The sequence below is a fragment of the Alkalihalobacillus bogoriensis ATCC BAA-922 genome (assembly GCF_000621445.1).
Lineage (GTDB): Bacteria > Bacillota > Bacilli > Bacillales > Bacillaceae_F > Bacillus_AO > Bacillus_AO bogoriense.
The window spans coordinates 208,278-224,265 of the sequence record NZ_JHYI01000010.1; the positions used below are offsets into that span (position 1 = coordinate 208,278).

The following is a 15,988-nucleotide window of genomic DNA, read 5'->3' on the forward strand; positions in this document are numbered from 1 at the left end:
CCTGCTAGAATCAAGCTTAACAAAAAAAAAGCAGCTCATAATGGCTGCTTCAATTGTATAGATCCTACTGTTTCTAAATGGTGTGAAAAGGCTTGTAATGACTCTACAGTATAAATATCTTCTTCAAACAACGGGATTTTTATTATTTTTTGGGTAGAAAATGTGTCTTCAATTTGCTTTATATATTCTTTTTCAATGGTCCGCCGTTTTTTTAAGAAGTCACCATCAGCATTGACTGGCAAAACTTTATTTACAATGATCGTATCAATATGAATATTATTCTTTGCTAATAGCGTAACAGCTTTTTCTGTTTCAACTATCGGAAGTCTTTCAGGGAGTAACACAAAAACATAACTTGTTATATTTTGGTCTAATAAAACCGTTCTTACGTTTGAAAACTTTTCTTTTCGCTTTTGTAATACATCATAGATTGGATCTTCAATCGGTTCACCATCATTTAATAAATGGGTGTAATTTTCATTGATTTTTCTTCTCTTTTTTATCATGCCATCAATCCAAACACTCATAAGCTCTGGCAAAGATAATAAACGAATCGTATGTCCGGTTGGAGCGGTATCAAAAATAATTTTATCGAAATGTTGCTGTTCCTCTAAAATGATTTCGGTCATCGCATCGAATAAAGCCGCTTCATCCGCACCTGGTGTCGCAGCGGCAGTGTCAATTTGGCGGTACACTTCTTCTAGTAACGTTGATTTAACTAAACCTCTGAGATTGTCTTTGACTGAATTTATATATTTTTTTGTTTCATACTCTGGGTTGATTTCAAAAACATATAAATTTTCTTTCATTTTCTTTTTTTCTTTTCCAAGTGAAATATGAAATAAATCACCGATATTATGAGCAGGATCTGTAGAAATTAATAATGTTTTACATTGTTTTTCAGCACACAATAACGCAAACGCTGCCGCTGTTGAAGATTTCCCTACCCCTCCTTTTCCACCAATAAAATAGATCTTCTTTTCTTTGTCGAAAGTCATATATATTCACCCTCTATTTTTGTTAGCAACACCTGACTCCCGCTAATGGAGATTTTTCCATGCCCATCCGTAAATGCCATTCGTGAAAATGTTCAATAATATAAGGATATAACTCTAACGTATAATAAAATGCAGGATTAGGAATTCCGAGCATATCTGAATAAACTAATAAAAGAAACAAATCATCTTCATCTTGTAACTCCCGATAAATCTCGGCTTTATGTGGTACTTTAATCATTTCATCATAAAGTTCAAATAATCGTTTGAGTGTGAATTTCGTCATTAACATCCTCTCTTTTTAGTGTTTTTTATCAAACTTTACAAATAGTTATGCACTTTTGTCGATATCGTCATAGTCCCGGTTATTCGCCAATGTAGAAAACGAGACGAGAAGAATCCAAATGGCAAATACTAAAATTATTGAACCAAATACAAAAAGTAAAATATTAGCTTCCCCTCCAGACAATCCGGACCAATCAAAGATAACTTGTTTTCCCATTGCCCATAGCGTCATTGCTAATATAAATAGCATAGGTAGGAGTGTTGGAAGGAAGTTCCGTTTTTGTATTTTTAACCAAATCGTAATTAAGAGAAGGGTAATACCAGCTAATAATTGATTTGCCGTTCCAAATAGAGGCCATAACAGATATCCACCTGAACCAAACCCATTCGGACCTTCTGGTAAAAGGACCAATGCTGCACTAGAAACAACAGCAATAGATGTTGCGACATGTGTTTTAGAAATGGCCGGGATTTTATATTCTGTTCCTAGTTCTGCAATAATATATCGCATTAAACGAACAGATGTATCTAATGTCGTAGCGGCAAAACTTACGACGATCACAGCAACAATTGTAGAAGCGATATCAGCTGGAATAGCTAATCCAGTCGCAAGTTGCCCCGCAGCCGCAATGAAATTTCCAAGACCACCTGAGCTTGCAGCGCCGAAGCTATTATAAGTTGCTAAAAAATCACCAGAAGTAGCAAAAAACGTGGAAACGGCAATAATCACTATTAAGGCAAGAGCCCCTTCTCCTACAGCCCCTAAATAACCGACGAAACGAGCATCTGTTTCTTTATTCAATTGTTTTGACGTCGTTCCTGAGGAAACGAGCCCATGGAATCCAGAAATGGCTCCACATGCAATCGTTATAAACAATAACGGAAACCAGGAAGTATCTGTTGTTCCATTTGTCATTGGCGCTGTCACTTGTGGATTGGATAATAATAAACCTAAGTATAAAATGAGTAAGCCAACAACTAATTGATGAGAGTTAATATAGTCACGTGGTTGTAATAGCTTCCACACAGGTAAAGTTGAGGCGATATACACATAGACCATCAAAATCATAATCCAAACGAAAAATGCCATGGCAACTCCATCTAAACCAAAAGCAACAACATTCCCTTCCCCACCAAAATAACTGACAAGGTCAATTTGTAGAGCAGGAACGCGGCTTGCAATAATCGCTGTCGCATACATAACAACCAACGCAACTACGGATGGTAACAACATACTTCCTTGTTTTTTATAAACATGATACCCAATCCAAATAGCGAGTGGGATTTGAATAAATACAGCTAATACAGCTGATGGGAATAAAATGAATAAATTAGAGATAACCCACGCAAATACAGCGTTAACCATTAGAACTAAAATTAATATGATAAATAAAAATAAAAGCTTGGCATTTCGACCAATGAGACGATGAGCCAAAGTCCCAACCGATTGCCCTTTGTTTCTAACAGATAACACAAGCGCTCCAAAATCATGAACACCAGCAGCAAAAACAGTCCCTAATAATACCCATAATAATGCAGGTAACCAGCCCCAATAGACAGCAATGGCTGGACCAACGATAGGAGCAGCTCCAGCAACAGAAGTAAAGTGGTGACCCCATAAGACGAATTTATTCGTTGGAACAAAATCTTTCCCATCTTTGTATTGATGGGCAGGTGTAACAAAATCTGGATCAAGTCGGTATATTTTTTCTGCGATAAATTTTGAATAATACCGATACCCTAATATAAATACCGCAATACCAATGACAACCAGTAAAATCCCACTCATGTTATTTTCACTCCTTCCAAATGTTAGGGAACTCCTATTTCATTGTAAATGATTCTGAAAAGTCCGACTATAGAAATCGCTTACAAAATAAAAATCTATACTTTATCACCTGAACTATAGTACTATCTCTTCAAAAGAAAACAACGCCTACCATATTGGAAAGGCGTTGTTTTCTTTTGAATGATAGTCTTATTTAAAGATAAGAAAGCATAAAAGTTTTGGTCTGGCAGTGAAGTTTTGAAAGTTGATTCTAGAAGAGCGAAGGCTCCGCAACTGCGCGTTTCAACCCAGGAAGAGCACTTGGGGTTCACTATCAAAAGCGGGCAGGCCTCCGCACTTCGCTTGAAAGAAAAGACGCTACGGTTTTTCTTATCCTACATGAAGAGCGTCAAATTGTGCTTGAACAAGATGATAGTATCGTCCTTTTTGTTTCATAAGTTCGTCATGGTTTCCTTGTTCCATAATTTCACCATGATCTAACACAATAATATTATCTGCCTCACGGATCGTTGATAAACGGTGGGCGATCATAATAGCTGTACGCCCTTTTAACAAAGTGTTTAATGCTTTTTGAATAATTTGCTCTGTTTCTGTATCAATGCTTGCCGTTGCTTCGTCTAATATTAAAATTTGCGGGTCGGCCAACAATGCACGAGCAAACGACAATAGTTGTCTTTCTCCGACCGATAATATATTACCTCTCTCTTCGACTTCTGTTTGATAGCCATTTTTTAAGCGGGTAATAAATTGGCTTGCCCCAACCATTTCTGCAGCTTGAATGACTTCCTCATCCGTCGCATCCGGACGACCAAACCGTATATTTTCCATAATTGTCCCTGAAAAAATAAACGTATCTTGAAGAACGATGCTCACTTGCGATCGGATACTATCCAAAGTGATATCTCTTAAATCTTGGCCATCGATTTTTACTTTCCCACTCGTCGGATCATAAAATCTAGTAATCAAGTTCACAATCGTTGTTTTCCCAGAGCCTGTATGTCCCACTAAAGCAACCGTCTCCCCAGCTTTCATTTCTAGATTAATATTGTTTAAAGCTTTTCGATTTTCATCATAAGCAAACTCAACATTTTCAAACTGAATATGACCGGTAATTTTTTGTAAATCGACAGCATTCTTTTTTTCTGGAACTGAAGGCTTTTCATCTAGAAATTCAAATATTCTTTCTGAAGACGCCATACCAACAAGAAGTTGATTGTACACTTGGCCTAAACGAGAAATCGGCTCCCAAAACATCCCTAAATAAAATGCGAATGTGACAAAGATTCCAACATTAATATTGCCTGTTTGAATTAAATGGACGCCATACCAAATTAAAATAACCGTACCAAATGCATTGGACATCTCGACAAACGGTCGAAACAAAGCATTTTGCTGAGTCGCAATTCGCCAAGCTTGGAAGTTTTTTTCATTCATATCATTAAAGAAACTCATGTTTTCTTTTTCTTGCGTATACGATTGAGTAACTCGGATCCCTTGGATACTCTCATTTAAATGCGAATTAATATGAGATTGTATCACCCTCACATTTTGCCATGACCGTCGAATTTTTCTTCGTAGTTTCGTAGAGATAAAAAACATAACCGGAAGAATGACCATAATAGCTAATGTGAGCTCGGGGCTATAGAAAAACAAGATGACAATAATACCAATGAGCAATAAAATATCCATTAATAAATTGATAACTCCATTGGTAAATAAATCTTGAAGCGAATTTACGTCATTTGTTATTCGAACTAAAATCGAACCAGCTGATCTTTGGTCAAAAAAGCGGTGTGATAGCCGTTGAATGTGTTTAAATAAGCTTTGGCGTAAATCATATATGACATTTTGACCTAGCTTATTCATCCAACGAATTCGAAATGTATTTGCAATCCAAGATAATATATACAATGCAGCAATAAGCAATACGACATTTCGCAAGCTATCTAGATTTCGTTCATAAATGACATTATTTAAAGCATAAACCCCGATTAATATTGGTGTAATTAAGCGAACGACTGTTGAAATGACCATCGCAATAATCGCCAAGGGTAATAAATTTGTTCGATATGGTTTTAAATAACTAAACAATCGCATCATTTGTAGCCAGTTAAACGGCTTTTCAATTGCTGAATCAACGGAATAGTGGAACCGATGTCTTGGCTTTTCCTTCTTTATCATTGGCTCACCCCCGCTACAACATGTTGGTCTTGAAATTGAATATCATAAATTCTTCGATACGTGCCATTGTCATTTGTAATTAATTGTTTATGTGTGCCTCGTTCAGTAATTTCCCCTTTATCTAACACTAATATTTCGTCTGCGTGTTTTAAAGAAGAAATCCGATGAGCGATAATAAACGTTGTACGACCTTTCATCACTTCACGAAATGCTGCTTGGATTTTTCCTTCTGTTTTCATATCAACCGCACTTGTTGCATCATCTAAAATAAGAATGCTAGGGTTGATTAAAATCGAACGTGCAATCGCAATTCGTTGCTTTTGACCACCTGATAACCCCATTCCTCTTTCTCCAAGTATCGTATCATAGCCATCATCTAGTTCCATGATAAATTCATGTGCTTGCGCCCTCTTAGCAGCTTTTATAATGTCTTCTAAAGAAGCATTTGGATTTCCGTATGCAATATTGTCACGAATAGAAGAAGAGAATAAAAATGATTCTTGAAGGACAACACCTATATTTTGGCGAAGCGAATTCAATGAGTAGTGTTTAATATCTTGACCATCAATTAATATTTGGCCATCATTTGGTTCATAAAATCGCGAAATAAGCTGAGTTATACTCGTTTTCCCGGAACCCGTTGCCCCAATTAATCCAATAATCTTACCTGGAGGTGCATCAAACGAAATATTATTTAACGCTACTTCTTCTTCTTCATCATATTGATGTGTTACATTCTTAAATGTAACATGACCTTGTAAGCGAGGAAAATCAAGAGCATCTTTGCGATCTTGGATGTCTTCTTGTTCATCCAGTAATTCTAACAATCTTTCTCCAGAGGCTTTCGACTGGGAAAAAGTATTAATGATAAAGCCTAAATTCATTAATGGTCCGATGATATACCATACTAATGAGAAAAACGCGACAAGTTGGCCAGGTTGAAGTGCACCTTGTATGACTAACCAACCACCATACCCTAATAATACAACGACACAGATTTGCCCAATGAGTTCCATTATTGGGAAATATCGTGCCCATATATTTGAAGTATGAATAAAACGATCTTTATAATCTTTGTTTTTATCAACAAACTTATCAATCTCAAAATCTTCTCGTGACAACGATTTAACTGTATTCATACCACTTATGTTTTCTTGTACTTTCGTTGTTAATCTTCCAAACGATTTTCTGATTTGGGTAAAAGCAGGATGGACTTTTTTGTCAAAACGATACACGGTAATAATTAAAAAAGGCATAGAAGCTAATGTGACTAATGCTAAAGGGACACTGTAAAACATCATGATTCCAAAACTAAACCCAACTAATAAGATCAAATTAAAAAGTTGGGCAAATCCGAATGATAAAAAGAACCGGAACCCTTCTACATCAGCTGTTAATCGAGACATTAAGTCCCCGGTTTTTGCGTTATCATAATAACGAAAAGGCAAGTACTGTAGTTTTTTATATAACGCATTCCGTAGTTCATAGACGGCCCGTACGCCAAATAAATCTCCTAAAAACTGATGCGAATATGTAGCAAACCCTTTTATTATCATTAATGCAATGAAACCAAAAGCAATATAAGGAATAATGTGGTATTGCCCGTCAATGACGGCATAATCAATTGTAATTTGCAATATGATTGGATAGATTACGGTAATAGCCGTTACGAGTAACAAAAATAAAATGGATCCAAAAAAATATTTTCTGTAAGGCCAATAAAACTCTTTGAGCCTTTTAAATGTATTCATCCAACTCCCCCTTTAATTTATAGTTCCCACCTTTTTTAGGGAATAGTAATAATATATCGGTTTTCGAAATAAATTTCTACAACTTTTTAATGAATAACTTTGTAAAAACAATGATATTTAACTGAAACCGTCTAATATGTAAAGAAAATACGATTATATTTAAAAATTACGCCCATTCCCAAAATCTTTCCTTCGATTTGAATAGTTTATGTTGATATTGCTTGGATATATAACAACAAAAAAAAGATAAAGTAGCCTTAGTGGAAACTTGTCCATCAAAATGCCATAAATTACAAAGCAATAACACTTGACCTCTTCCTTACATATACGGTATAAATAGAGTTGGATTTTATATACAACAAAATAATACTATCAACTCGATTTAGTTTGGGGAGCGAAAAGCATTAGTACATTGTGTGAGGCTGACAACCTTTGATCACTTTAGAAAGGGCTTTTTGCCGAAATAGAAAAGACGTCATGCTTTTTTATTGGGGTTGTCCTTAATAGGGCCAACACTGTCATTACAATAGTAATGGAGAACGTACTGATCGTGTCTACAAATGAAACAGAGTTATGATAGTCATCCTATCTTAGCTCTGTTTTTTTGTCATTTTGTTGTCATTTTAAGGAGGAAATTTTTTTGGAAGGTACAATTTATTCTTTAATCCCCCCGGTTGTAGCGATCGTTATGGTGCTATTAACGAGAAAGGTCTTACTTTCATTAGGGGTTGGAATCATATCTGCAGCACTATTACTAGAACAGTTCTCACCAATCGAATCATTACAAACACTCGTTAATTCTTTTTATACTATTTTCGTATCAGACGGGGCAATAAATACATGGAACGTTTATATTCTTTTGTTTTTATTACTTTTAGGAATGATTACGGCCTTTATTACTGTTATTGGTGGGAGTCGTGCCTTTGGAGAATGGGCTCTTCGTCGTGTGAAAACAAGAGTTGGCGCACAAATTGTTACAGCAATATTGGGGGTCATTATTTTTATTGATGATTATTTTAATGCTTTAGCAGTAGGACAAGTTAGTCGTCCTTTAACAGATCGGCACAATGTTTCTCGGGCTAAGCTAGCATACATTATCGATTCCACATCAGCCCCTATTTGTGTTGTTTCACCAATATCAAGTTGGGGTGCCTATATTATCGGAATTATTGGTACGATATTAACCTATCATCACATTAGCGACTATAGTTCATTTACCGCTTTTATTCAAATGATTCCAATGAACTATTATGTTATTCTTTCGATTTTGTTTGTTTTTGTCACAGCTACATGTAATATTAATATCGGTCCAATGAAAAAACATGAACTGCGAGCAATTCAAACAGGACAAACGTTTTCAACCGAACGAGGCAAGGTTCCAGGAGAATTAAAAGAAGATTTACCAGTAAGTCAAACAGGTTCTGTACTTGGCCTAATCGTACCAATTATGACATTAATTGTAGCAACCGTTACATCAATGATTTACTTAGGCTATCAAGAATCAGGTAGTGGGGCTACGATTCTTGATGTGTTTGCGAATACGGACCCAGCTGCTGCACTCTTGTACGGAGGAATTGTCACAGTTGTTATCACGTTTCTATTCTTTGTATATGAGGTCTCTGTAAAAAAAGCACTTCCTTTTCAAGTGTCATCGAAGGCGTCATGGCAAGGCATTCAATCGATGTTACCAGCTATATACATTTTAATTTTAGCTTGGATGATCGTTGATTTAATTGACCAACTTGAAACGGGAACCTTTTTAGCATCAATTATTGAACAGTCTAACTTTTCTGTTGCTTTGCTTCCTGTAATTTTATTTATCCTAGCAGGAATAATGGCTTTTTCAACCGGAACTTCTTGGGGAACATTCGGTTTAATGTTGCCGATCGCAGGACAAATTATGGTTATTGTTGAACCAAGCTTATTACTTCCTTCACTAGCAGCTGTTTTAGCTGGTGCAGTATTTGGAGATCATTGCTCTCCTATCTCAGATACGACGATATTATCTTCTACTGGGGCTGGTTGTCACCATATTGACCATGTTGTCACTCAATTACCTTATGCGATTATTGCTGCTATATTATCAAGTGTTGGCTATATTGTTCTTGGTGTCACAGGTTCTGTATGGTTTGGTTTAATCATATCACTCCTACTCTTTGGTCTTATTATAGGATTTCTCATTCGTTATTCTAAACATTCATAATGAACACACATTAAGTTCATATCATAATTTGAAAAACCGAGTTCAATTTTATGGATTGAATTCGGTTTTTTGTTTAAAGATAAGGATGTAGCGGTGAAGCTTTGAAAGCTATTTCAATAAGAGCGAAGGCTCCGCACTTCGCTTGAAAGAAAAGACGCTCCGAGTTTATTGCATTAAACGAAGTTGCTTATTAATGAATAAAATCGTTTCTTTATCTGATGTTGTTGGTAAACAAAAAGATTCTTTGTAACTTTCAGGACCTTTTCCTGTAATTAAAATATAATCGTCACCTTTTGCATTTTCTAACGCAGATTGGATCGCTAACGTTCGGTCCGGAATAATACGACCTTTTCCATTCCCATATTGCTTTTGGTACATTTCTAATAAAGAAATCATCTCTTTTTGTTTCACACCATTTAAATCATCAAATGTTAAAATATACTCTCCACTCCATTTTGAGGAAATTTCAAGCATTTCTGCGCGCTTTGTCGGATCGCTATTTCCTCTAAATCCAAAGATATGGGTTATTTTTTTTGCGCCTACGGAATGAAGGGTTTGAAAACAGTGTGTAAGTGCATCTGGTGTATGAGCATAATCGATAACCATTGTTACACCATTACCCAGAGGATACATTTCAAATCTGCCTGGTACTCCTGGAAAGGAGCGTAGGCTTTGAATGATTTTTTGACTTTTAACTCCCATTCGTTTCGCAGTGACAAAAGATAATGAAGCATTCCATGCATTATGAACACCTGTTAAAGGGACATTAACTTTATACGAGTCAGCACCATCGTGTAATTCAAAATCGGTAGAAAATTCTACATTAACATTTTGAACATTCATATTATCCACTTCATTGTAACCGACAGAGTACACGTTCTTTTCTTCATTGATTAATTTATCAATTAATCTTGTTCCCCATTCACTTGATGTACTTATAATCGCTTCACCAGTTGGAGCTAGAAAATCAAAAAGTTTGGATTTCGCTTCAAAATAACGATAAATGGAACCGTGATAATTTAAGTGATCATGACTTAAGTTTGTGAATAAGGCATAATGAAATTCAAGCCCTTCTACCCTACCTTGTTCTAGACCGTGAGAGGACACTTCAATAATGATGACGTCATCATGGCTTTCAGAAATCAACTTGTGTAATGTTAATGTATCTGGAGTTGTATTCTCAGAGGCAAAGCTTATGCCATTGATAATGTGTGATACAGTACCTATTAACGAACAGCGGAAGCCTGCTTCTTCCAATATATGACGTAACATATATGTCGTTGTTGTTTTTCCGTTTGTTCCTGTAACACCTATTAAAACAGGCTTTCTTTCATTTTTGTAGAATTGTTTGGCCAATTGTGTCAATGCTAACCGACTGCTTTGAACTTGAATATATGGTACGTTAAGATTCCTTAATGGTTTTTCTCCGATAATAGCAACCGCTCCTGCTTTTATTACATCATTTATATAATCATGACCATCGTGTTCATGACCTGAGATTGCAACAAACACGGATTGGTCCGTAACTTTTTTGGAGTGAAACTGGATATTTAATATAGATATATCTTCAAGATCGTCAGGTTTATGTATGATATGTAAAGGTTCTAACAAAGAGAAAAGCTTCATATTGAACTCCTTTAAATGAGATAAAAAGGGTAGAAAACATATACTTCTTGTATTCTGCCCTTTTCCTAAAAGATATATAATCCAATCATGAAATAACTTTTTTATAAGGAGTTATACTATGCGAAAAAAGCTGAGACAATAGGTGTTTACAACACACCTATTGTCTCAGCTACTTACTTTTACTTCTTTTATTATTTTCTTCGTTCGAAATGTTTTCGTAATCCTTCTCCAAACATCTGTAGTGAAAATATTGTGTAGGCAATCATAAAGGCTGGAAATAATGGAATCCAAATATCCGAACGTAAATATTGACGCGTGTCAGCTAACATTGTCGGCCATATTTCAAGATTATTTCGAACAACGATTCCTACCGATTCATCGTATAGCCAATCTTGTGATAAAAACATCGATAAAAATCCAAGTTGTCCTAATAATAACATCACCTTAGCAGCATCTAAGAAAAACATTATAATGACATGGGATCTAACATGCCGCCAATAATAAAATCTTCCCACTGTCAATTTAGAACTCCCATTCACAATAGCACCTTCCATATAGCTAGATTCATATATTTGACGGACGTGATTTTGTACAGCCACGGCAATGGCTCCACATTCTAATAATGCAATCAAGACGACAGAAAGTAAAAGTCTGTGTTCGGCCACTAAAACCATCGGTAAATTTAACACTAAAATGGCAATAAATAAAATTGGAACCATTGAAAAAAAACTATTAAATCCATGGATAATGGAATGACTGATCCCTTTTCGTTTATAAGCAAGTATTCCTAAAGGAACAGCAAATACAAAACGAATGAGAGAAATAACAAAAACGATAAGAAGCGTATTAAGCCCACCCTTTACTAGATAAGTAAAAATGTCCCTTCCATTCTGATCTGTACCAAGCCAAAATTGTTCAGATGGAGGATATGGTGGAATAAGGATTTGACCGTCATCTTTTAATATGTATTCTAACCGTTCCTCTTCTGGCTGAAGGATCGGATCGACAAAACTTAATAAACAAAAACAAAAGAGTAACCCTAGCAAAACTATGGCAATTTTTAATTGATTATTCATGTTGTCCTCCTTTCAATAAAGGAGAAAAATGCATAAATAACTTACAAAGCAAATGAATGAGGGCAACAAAACTAATAAATACGGCTAACAATGCAATAACAAGCTCAGGCTCAAACATCATTTCATTAAAAGGTGTCCGATTTCGGCCACCAGTAATTTGTGCCTCAGCAAATCCTAACGCTTGATAAAGTCGATAGGCGCCACCTCTAAAATACATTAAATATTCAATGATAACAAGGTTTGACATAACATATAAAAATATCGTAGGAATATGTGGTATAACATGAATTAACCCGTTTGTGAATTGATGTTTCCACAGGACAAAGAAATTAGACAACCCTTTACTTCTAGCCGTTGTAAGATAAGGTAATCCCTCTTCTAACATTAAAGATGAACTAACAATTCTCGCCATATACATCATTGGAAATATAGAAAGTAAAGAACTAGCTAATAAGAAGTGATGCCAACTTTCATTTCCGAATAAACTAATGTTTGGTAATCCTAAACTAATCAACCATAACATAATAAGCTGAAATACAATAACGACAAAAAAGTCTGGAAAAGATTGAAGAGTAAATGTTGTCGGACCTCCTAACATTCGCACTTTACTTTTTCTAACTATAAAGTCGAAAAAACCTTTCGCTGTCCCAAAAACAATGGCAAATAAAAAAGCAATAGCGATGACAATTGAACTCCGACCACCATACATCATAACTTCTTCAAAAACAGATGTTCCAAATCTAGTTTTTCCTAACGTATGTTCAAAAAACACCATATTCAAATAATTCTTAATATTTTCCATATAGAATTCATAAGGAATCGAATAAGATGTAATTAGCTCATATTCGCTATACTCTACTTCGATTGTTCTTGGTAGTAATGCGAATAAAATGATGACAACCATCGCTAGGAACCAAACGAATAATGTTTTTAATATTTCTTTTGCAATGACCAAAATTATCCCTCTTTTTCTAATTCTTTCATCCATTCTACCATAGATTAACAGTTTTAGATGATAGATGTTTAATTATGAGAGAATATGAAATACAAAAAAGAGTCCCACAATTAGGACTCGTGATCAAGAGATACGGTTACTTTACTTGTTAAGCCACCTTGCTTTCCAATAATAAACGTTATTTCTTCTGAATGCTCTGTAGCGATAAGCAATGATCCGATAATTGGTTTCCCAAACTCTACTTTATCTGTTAAATGTAACAACTGTAAAGTCGTTTCCTCCTTATGGTCACCTACTATTTCTTCCAATTTCCCACCATCAATAAGAGTAGAATTTAGTTTTTCTTCGTCATGAACAACTTCTACATGAAAAACGTTTGCAAGCGAATACTTGTCCGATGTAGTAATATGATGCTTTGTAAAGTAAGGTGTTAATTCGAAGTCTAATAGAAAAAAAGTCTGTTCTTCTTTGTTTTCTATAGGAGCATCAATTTCATCTAGAGAGTGGATTGTCATATCGACATAACCTAATATACTATAATAGCTTGCGCCTTCTCTAAGACGAATGGTCCGATCAAGAGAATCTCTTTCTTCTTTTGTGAGAAGTTTTGTTTCTCCTGTTGCTACCGCTTCTTCAATCTCTTCAATTAACTCGATTTGCTCCTCTGTATAATATGAAAGCCTTGGATCTTTATCTTCTTTTTTCTCTTCTAGTGAACTTGTTTGCTTACTGCACGCTGTCATAATGACTACACTACACAACAAAATCACGATTCCTTTTTTCAACATTGACCCCATCCTTACGATTAAAAATAATGCATAGTTCATCTTATTGAGTAAGGATGGAAAATATGTACAATTTATAATATGATGGTAGCCAATGAAAATACTTTTAACGGCCAGTACTCGAGTGTTCTATTTCAATTAGATATAACAATAAATCTAATTAGGATAAAATTAATGCGAGGATTTGACAAGAAACAGCAACAAATATGAGCGCAATTGGATAAGCAGCGGCATAGGCAATGGCCGCATCTTCGGTATCAACTAGTTGGTTACAGGCACCTAGGCCAGGAGTGCTCGTTAACCCTCCACAAATGGACCCTAAAGAATGGATAATACTTAAACGGAATAATTTCCGAGCAAGGAAAAATGCAAGCAACATTGGAACGATAGTAATGATTGCACCTCCTAATATTAAGCCTATTCCTTGATTTGCAATGACATCTACTATCCCACTGCCAGCAGTTGTTCCCGCACCGGCTAAAAATAAAACCATTCCGACATCACGAATGACTCGATTTGATGGTTGAAAAAAACGTGCTTTAATAGGTCCAATTTTCCCAAAATGGCCAATAATTATCGCAATAAACAATGGGCCTCCAGCGACACCAAGCGTCATACTTCCTAGACCAGGAATATAAATCGGAATTTTTCCAATCAATATACCAATTAACAAAATCAAACTTAAAGAAAAAATATGAACGTTTGTTTCTGATAATTGTTTGGCTCCAAAAAGTTTTCTGACTTCTTCCATTCTTTCTTTACTACCGACAATCGTTAGAACATCACCTCGTTCTAATCGCCATGTTGGGCTTTGACTAAATTCATAGCCATCACGTTCCATACGTGTAACCGTTACATCATAATTTTCTCTTAAATGAATGTCACGAAGGCTTTTTCCGATTAAATCATGTGAATCGACAACAATCCGATGCAATTTTAAATTTTCCCTTATATTGACACCATTTTTGGCCAGAAATCCAACATAATCTTTAAATTGAATTAACTCAGATGGATAACCAACTGCCACTAATTGATCGCCTTTAAGAAGAACGGTATCATTTCTCCCTAAGAAATTTCGATTCCCACGAATGACCCGACTAATAACGACTGGACTTTTTACTTCTGTTTGCAATTCTTTGATTGTTTTTTTATGGACGAGATCATTAGCAACTTCGATCGGCATCGTTTGAAGAGAACCTTTTGGTTTAATTGTTTTTTCTGAACGCTTTAAATCAGCTTTTAAATCTACTTTTAGAATTCTAGGAAGAAGTTGAACAAATAAAACTACCGCGATTACCCCAAACGGATAGGCTATACCATATCCAACAGAAACAAGTGGGTCGTTTGTTGCTTCAATCGCAGCTGCTAAACCAGGGGTGCTCGTTAAAGCTCCTGTCATTAAACCAATACTTAATGGAGCAGATAGATCAAAAAGATAAGCAACTATTACCGTTGTGACAGATGCAACAACTACAATAAAAAGGCCTATGATAGCAAAGATAAGACCACTACTTTTTAACATTCGGAAAAATCTAGGACCTGCTTGTAAACCGACGGAAACGATAAAAAGACTTAAACCTAAATTTTGAACAACAGTAGGAACTTGATATCCTAAATGACCAAAAATCATCCCTACCAGTAAAACACCTGAAGCCCCAATATTTAACCCTTTAAACTTTAGCTGTCCAATAAAAGAACCAATAAATAAAATGATAAAAATAAGAATTAAAGGGTCACTTAAAAATACACTCATAACAAAAGACTCCCTTCAAAAATAAAAAAACATAAATAAGAAAAACGCGAAGCGTCTTTTCTTTTAAAGCGAAGTGCGGAGCCCTGCACTCTTTTGACAGCAGTGAACCCCAAGTGCTCTTCTTGGGGTGAAACGCGCAGGTGCGCAGCCTTCGCTCTTCTAGAATAAGATTTCAAAGCTTCACTGCTACACCAAAATTTTTCTTTCTTATCTTTTAACAAATGGATGTCCTTAGGGAGAAGGACATCCTGTTTGTTATTGACAGTTACAAAGTAATATACACGTTTTCGTTTGAAATTTCGACTTCAAATGTACGAATTGATCCTTCATCAGGTGTTTGTACTTCACCTGTTTTTAACGATATTTTCCAATCATAGAGTGGACAAAATACAAATTCTCCACTTACGAGACCTTCAGAAATGATACCACCTTTTGGATGTGGACTTCTGTTTTCAAGAGCATATACTCTATTATTATCTAGCCGAAAAATAGCAATCTCCTCATCACCAATTTTTATTGATTGACCAATTTCGACTGGAAAAGAACGAAGTGACCCGATATTAATTTTCGTTTTCGTCATCATGAAAGC

The 15,988-nt window shown here is 35.6% G+C and carries 12 protein-coding genes and 1 riboswitch; of the genes, 1 reads left to right on the forward strand and 11 read right to left on the reverse strand.

All coding sequences use genetic code 11. The features are described 5' to 3' along the window. Nucleotides 1–35 precede the first annotated feature (35 nt). The 5 genes from T323_RS0103270 to T323_RS0103290 form a co-directional block, all read right to left on the reverse strand. Complete coding sequence (locus T323_RS0103270; RefSeq protein WP_026671998.1) at nt 36–998, reverse strand: ArsA family ATPase; 963 nt, start codon at nt 996–998, stop codon at nt 36–38. A 22-nt stretch (nt 999–1,020) separates the two neighbouring features. Next, complete coding sequence (locus T323_RS0103275) at nt 1,021–1,281, reverse strand: cory-CC-star protein (RefSeq protein ID WP_035177488.1); 261 nt, start codon at nt 1,279–1,281, stop codon at nt 1,021–1,023. Nucleotides 1,282–1,326: 45 nt separating this feature from the next. Next, nucleotides 1,327–3,069 (reverse strand): carbon starvation CstA family protein, encoded by a 1,743-nt coding sequence (locus tag T323_RS0103280; RefSeq protein ID WP_026672000.1) that lies wholly within the window; start codon nt 3,067–3,069, stop codon nt 1,327–1,329. Nucleotides 3,070–3,438: 369 nt separating this feature from the next. Further along, nucleotides 3,439–5,250 carry an ABC transporter ATP-binding protein gene (locus T323_RS0103285; RefSeq protein ID WP_156942382.1) on the reverse strand — a complete coding sequence of 604 codons (1,812 nt, stop codon included), beginning with the start codon at nt 5,248–5,250 and terminating at the stop codon, nt 3,439–3,441. Next, nucleotides 5,247–7,001: an ABC transporter ATP-binding protein gene (locus T323_RS0103290; protein ID WP_026672002.1), complete on the reverse strand. Its 1,755-nt coding sequence runs from the start codon at nt 6,999–7,001 to the stop codon at nt 5,247–5,249. Before T323_RS0103290 ends, T323_RS0103285 begins: the two co-directional genes overlap by 4 nt. Before the next feature lie 379 nt (nt 7,002–7,380). Next, a riboswitch (Lysine riboswitch) is annotated at nt 7,381–7,552 on the forward strand. 89 nt (nt 7,553–7,641) lie between these two features. Here T323_RS0103290 and T323_RS0103295 point away from each other — a divergent pair. Next, nucleotides 7,642–9,204, forward strand: coding sequence for a Na+/H+ antiporter NhaC family protein (locus T323_RS0103295; protein ID WP_026672003.1), 1,563 nt, complete (start codon nt 7,642–7,644; stop codon nt 9,202–9,204). A gap of 165 nt (nt 9,205–9,369) precedes the next feature. Here the strand turns inward: T323_RS0103295 and T323_RS0103300 are convergent, their stop codons facing one another. The 6 genes from T323_RS0103300 to nirD all read right to left on the reverse strand — a co-directional run bounded on the left by T323_RS0103300 (nt 9,370) and on the right by nirD (nt 15,982). Continuing rightward, a complete protein-coding gene (locus tag T323_RS0103300; RefSeq protein WP_026672004.1) occupies nt 9,370–10,830 on the reverse strand; it encodes a UDP-N-acetylmuramoyl-L-alanyl-D-glutamate--2,6-diaminopimelate ligase in 1,461 nt (486 codons plus the stop codon). Between the two features lie 191 nt (nt 10,831–11,021). Continuing rightward, nucleotides 11,022–11,906: an ABC transporter permease gene (locus T323_RS0103305; protein WP_026672005.1), complete on the reverse strand. Its 885-nt coding sequence runs from the start codon at nt 11,904–11,906 to the stop codon at nt 11,022–11,024. Continuing rightward, nucleotides 11,899–12,861 carry an ABC transporter permease subunit gene (locus tag T323_RS0103310; protein WP_026672006.1) on the reverse strand — a complete coding sequence of 321 codons (963 nt, stop codon included), beginning with the start codon at nt 12,859–12,861 and terminating at the stop codon, nt 11,899–11,901. Before T323_RS0103310 ends, T323_RS0103305 begins: the two co-directional genes overlap by 8 nt. A 110-nt stretch (nt 12,862–12,971) precedes the next feature. Then, complete coding sequence (locus T323_RS0103315) at nt 12,972–13,649, reverse strand: hypothetical protein (RefSeq protein WP_026672007.1); 678 nt, start codon at nt 13,647–13,649, stop codon at nt 12,972–12,974. Nucleotides 13,650–13,806: 157 nt separating this feature from the next. Then, nucleotides 13,807–15,399: an aspartate:alanine exchanger family transporter gene (locus tag T323_RS0103320; protein WP_026672008.1), complete on the reverse strand. Its 1,593-nt coding sequence runs from the start codon at nt 15,397–15,399 to the stop codon at nt 13,807–13,809. Between the two features lie 265 nt (nt 15,400–15,664). Then, nucleotides 15,665–15,982: a nitrite reductase small subunit NirD gene (nirD, locus tag T323_RS0103325; protein ID WP_035177493.1), complete on the reverse strand. Its 318-nt coding sequence runs from the start codon at nt 15,980–15,982 to the stop codon at nt 15,665–15,667. Nucleotides 15,983–15,988: the final 6 nt, after the last annotated feature.

Excerpts from the sequence above, each read along its gene's own strand:
- T323_RS0103300 (WP_026672004.1), bottom strand. The coding sequence starts at position 10,830 with ATGAAGCTTTTCTCTTTGTTAGAACCTTTACATATCATACATAAACCT.
- T323_RS0103290 (WP_026672002.1), bottom strand. The coding sequence starts at position 7,001 with ATGAATACATTTAAAAGGCTCAAAGAGTTTTATTGGCCTTACAGAAAA.
- nirD (WP_035177493.1), bottom strand. The coding sequence starts at position 15,982 with ATGATGACGAAAACGAAAATTAATATCGGGTCACTTCGTTCTTTTCCA.
- T323_RS0103305 (WP_026672005.1), bottom strand. The coding sequence starts at position 11,906 with ATGAATAATCAATTAAAAATTGCCATAGTTTTGCTAGGGTTACTCTTT.
- T323_RS0103315 (WP_026672007.1), bottom strand. The coding sequence starts at position 13,649 with ATGTTGAAAAAAGGAATCGTGATTTTGTTGTGTAGTGTAGTCATTATG.
- T323_RS0103275 (WP_035177488.1), bottom strand. The coding sequence starts at position 1,281 with ATGACGAAATTCACACTCAAACGATTATTTGAACTTTATGATGAAATG.
- T323_RS0103320 (WP_026672008.1), bottom strand. The coding sequence starts at position 15,399 with ATGAGTGTATTTTTAAGTGACCCTTTAATTCTTATTTTTATCATTTTA.
- T323_RS0103285 (WP_156942382.1), bottom strand. The coding sequence starts at position 5,250 with ATGATAAAGAAGGAAAAGCCAAGACATCGGTTCCACTATTCCGTTGAT.
- T323_RS0103280 (WP_026672000.1), bottom strand. The coding sequence starts at position 3,069 with ATGAGTGGGATTTTACTGGTTGTCATTGGTATTGCGGTATTTATATTA.
- T323_RS0103270 (WP_026671998.1), bottom strand. The coding sequence starts at position 998 with ATGACTTTCGACAAAGAAAAGAAGATCTATTTTATTGGTGGAAAAGGA.